General features: G+C 73.2%; 3 protein-coding genes. 1 reads left to right on the top strand and 2 read right to left on the bottom strand.

Annotated elements, in window-relative coordinates:
• Positions 1-154: 154 nt before the first annotated feature.
• Positions 155-1,423: a hypothetical protein gene (locus G3I19_RS35330; RefSeq protein ID WP_164267775.1), complete on the bottom strand. Its 1,269-nt coding sequence runs from the start codon at positions 1,421-1,423 to the stop codon at positions 155-157.
• Between the two features lie 648 nt (positions 1,424-2,071).
• On the opposite strand from G3I19_RS35330, the gene G3I19_RS35325 reads away from it, so the two are divergent.
• Positions 2,072-3,130 carry a phosphotransferase gene (locus G3I19_RS35325; RefSeq protein ID WP_164267774.1) on the top strand — a complete coding sequence of 353 codons (1,059 nt, stop codon included), beginning with the start codon at positions 2,072-2,074 and terminating at the stop codon, positions 3,128-3,130.
• Positions 3,131-3,200: 70 nt separating this feature from the next.
• On the opposite strand, the gene G3I19_RS35320 is transcribed toward G3I19_RS35325, so the two are convergent.
• Positions 3,201-3,678: hypothetical protein (locus tag G3I19_RS35320; protein ID WP_164267773.1), on the bottom strand; the 478-nt coding region annotated here is incomplete at its 5' end.

Here is a 3,678-nt window from a genome sequence, read left to right as displayed (position 1 = left end):
ACGGCCGCCACCAGGGCGCAGACGAGCGCCTCGGTCACGACCGTACGGGGCTCGGCGGCACGCACGGCGGCCCAGGTCTCCAGCGCCTCGCGGTGCAGCCGGCGCGGGGCTCCGGCCAGTCCGGCCAGGGTGTGCCGCTCGGCGGACCCGGTTGTCATGCGCTCAGCCGGAGGGTCAGCTCTGCCCGCAGCGCTGTCACGTCCACCCGGTCGGCGGCCAGCAGCGCGGTGACCGCGCCGCCGGTTCCGGTGTCCTCGTGCGCCGTCTCCGGCTCGTCGAGCAGCGCGGACAGCAGATGGGCCGTACCGACCGTGGGCGACCGGTGCTCGGCGGCGGACAGCTGGGCCTTCGCGGTGACCCGCTCGACAGCGGCGGACTGCCGCACGCGGTCGCCCTCGCCGCCTGCGGTGGGGTCGGGGTCAGCGGCGGACGGGGCCGCCGAAGCCGCCGAAGCCGCCGAGACCAGGGAGACCTGCCGTACGCCGTGCCGACGCAGCAGGGCCGGAGCGGAGTTGGCGGACTCCAGACCCGCGGGAAGCGCGCGCCCGGCCACGTACAGGGCCCGGTCCAGCGCCAGGATCCCCAGCAGCAGGTCCACCGGCTCCACGGTGGCGCGCCCGCACCGTACCGCTTGCCTCATGGCCTCGACGGACACCGCGAACAGCACGGGTGAGCCGTTCCCGGTGCTGCCCGATGTCCATGAAGTCAGCGCGCGGGTCAGGACGTTGCCGCTCCTGCCGAGCGTGCCGGCCCGGCGCAGGAGGGTGACACCGCGGGATTCCGGCCGCTCGGTCTCTGCCGGGGCGCTGGCGTCCAGCTTGTCGAGCGCGGTCGACGCGGCGGCCAGGTCCAGCTGCCGCAGCAGCAGGGCTTCCCGCGCCCGGGTGTCCGGCAGGTCCAGCAGGGCGCGGGCCACATGCCTGCAGCGCACGGAGATCGTCCCTTCGGCGCGGGCCGAACCGACCGCGAGCAGCAGGCACGCACGCATCGCCCCGCTCATCGCGGGCAGCGCCGGGCTGCTGCCTGCGGCCGGTCCGCCCGAACCGGAGCCGACGCGCCACCGCGCCTCACGCCAGGCGGCATCCACCTCCGCCCCGTCGGCAGCGTGCTCGGCTCCCGCATCGGCACCGGCCTGCGTACGGGGCGCGAGGTCATCGCTCGCCCAGCCACAGCCCGCCCGGCCGGAGATCATCCCGCTGAGCGAGCCGGCCTTCCGCATTCCGGGGGCGATCGCCGCACCGGCGTCCGAGTCACCCAGCACGAGCTGCCCCAGCAGGGTGTCCGTCCCCACGTCCGTCAGCTCTCGCTTGCCCGCATGGCGCAGCGTCTCCACGAGCAGATCCATGACGTCCGGCTCGAACTCGGTGGCCGCCCCGGTCACGGCCGTGTCCTCGGCTGCTCCGGTCGTCCCTGGCTTTCCCATCGATGTTCCCCTCAACTGTGGTGACCTGGTCCGATGAACGCTAGGCGCCCCCGCATCACCGCCGCGTCGGCCGATCGTCCACACTCTCCGTCCGATCGGCGAACCGCGCCCCATCACCATGATGGGCCGGTCCATCGTGCGGCGGACAGCGAGCGGCGCCACCGCGCGGTACCGGTCGGCCCGGCCGACCGGTGGGCACGCCGAGCCTCGGCGTACCCGCCCGTCGCACGCGCGGCATAGGCTGATCAAGCGTTCGCCTCACCCGACTCAGCATGGCGAAGTTCGTGCGGCGCACCTATTGCAGCCGGCACGACGCCGGGTGGCGGTCGCTCCTCGTGCAGTGCTTCACCCATACGCGGGAAGTGGAATCCCTGCCGCTGCACAGCGGTGCAGGTGCATGCGCCACGGCCCACCCTTGACTGGGCCGCGACCGAACTCGGCCGGCCCACAACGCACTTCAAGACGCTCGCCCCCGGCCTTGGCACCGGCGACGCGGTCGCCGCCAGGCGGTCGTGCTCACCGATCCGAACCGGTGGACAGGAGGCCCCGCACAAGAACGTGGACCACCCGCGGACCGGCGCTGCCACGCCGGACTGCGACAGGCCATGGCCTCCGCATGCGTACGGAGTTACAGCTAGGCTCGCCCGCATGCTGAAGCGGCTTCCGTTCGACGATGCGCTGCGCTCCACCGTGGGCGTCCCGATGCGAAGCAGACTTCTGGACAGCAGTCCGCGGTCACGGGTGTGGCGGGTGCGGCTGGCCGACCGGCGGCTGGTCATCGTCAAGCAGATCACCGACGGCGGGGACGCGGGCGCCGACGCGGGCACGCGCTTCGAGCGGGAGGTCGCCGGGCTGCGCCTGGCGGGGCGGGCGACCGGGCCCGCCGTGGCCCCTGCGGTGCTCGCCACGGACCTGCCCTCGCGGGTGATGGTCCTGGAGCACCTGGACGACCTCGGCAAGACGGACGACTGGATGCCTGGGTACGCCGAGTCGCTCGCCCGGCTGCACGCCCTGACCGGACCCGAGGACGCGGGCGCACTCCCGGCCTGGTCGGGGCCCACAGCCGCCGACGCGGAGTCCTTCCTCACCATGGCCCGGGCGCTCGACGTGCCCGTCCCGTCCACGGTTCTCGATGAACTCACCTCTCTCCTGAGCCGGTTGGACCCCAGTCCGCATCATGCGCTGCTGCACGGCGACCCGTGCCCCGGCAACGATCTGCGCACCGCCGACGGTGTCCGTTTCGTCGACTTCGAACGAGCCTCGCTCGGCAACGGACTGGTCGAACTCGCGTACTTTCGCACCGGCTTCCCTACCTGCTGGTGCGCGATGTCGGTCACCGCGGCCCCGCTCGCGGAGGTCGAGGACGTCTACCGGACCACTTGGCGCGGCCTCACGGGCAGGGATGTGCCGGGTGACCTCGCCGACGCGTGCGCCGGCTGGCTGATCCAGGGAGACGCGCTCGTCGAGCGGGCCCACCGCGGGACAGTCGACCAGCTCGCCCGGGTGCCCGTCGAGGACTTCGAGTGGGGCTACATCTCTGCCCGTGAGCGGCTCGTCCACCGCCTCGGCGTGGTCGCCGGCATGACCCGCGACCACGACCGCCTGCACGCGGTGGGCCGCCTCAGCTCAACCCTGGCCGTACGCCTGTTGGAATGCTGGCCGAACCTGCGGCCGCTGCCCGCGCACGGCACCCGCCCTTGGTTCTAGGTCGTGTTACAGAAGTTGCTGCCGTGCCTGCCGTTCGGAGAAGTCGCGGGTGGGACCGGCCGGGCACGCCCTATCCGGCCGGGATACAGCTGGGCACCTGACGCACCAGCCTGATCGTCAGCACCCCCGGCGAGCTGCTTTCCGTGTCCGCGATGAACAGCAGGTGGTCCCCGGGCCGGATGGCGCTGGGCTTGATGTCGTGGACCCCGTTGCTGTGGAAGCCGGACTGCGGCATCACCTTCAGGAGGCTGCCCTGCGGCTTGCTGTCGATGTGGCCGGTGGTGCGGCAGGAGGCCGAGGGCACCATCACCTTCGCCGGGATGCCCGCCTTGTCCAGCGCGGCCTGCAGACCGGGGATGCCCTTCGTACGGAAGAGCTGCACGGAGACCGTGCCGCCCGGCCTGGACCGCACGGCGTAGTCGGCGTTGACGATGTGCAGGCCGGCGCCCGGGGATGCCGGAGCGGCCGACGTGCCGGGGCCGTTGCCCGCGGCGCTGTGCGGTGCCCGCGCGGCCTGCTGCCCGCCCGGCGACCCGGACACCAGCGGG

Origin of the sequence: Streptomyces sp. SID10853, assembly GCF_010548145.1 — a bacterium.
Lineage (GTDB): Bacteria > Actinomycetota > Actinomycetes > Streptomycetales > Streptomycetaceae > Streptomyces.
Note: the sequence above shows the minus strand (reverse complement) of the source record. Positions and strands in the feature narration are given on the sequence as shown.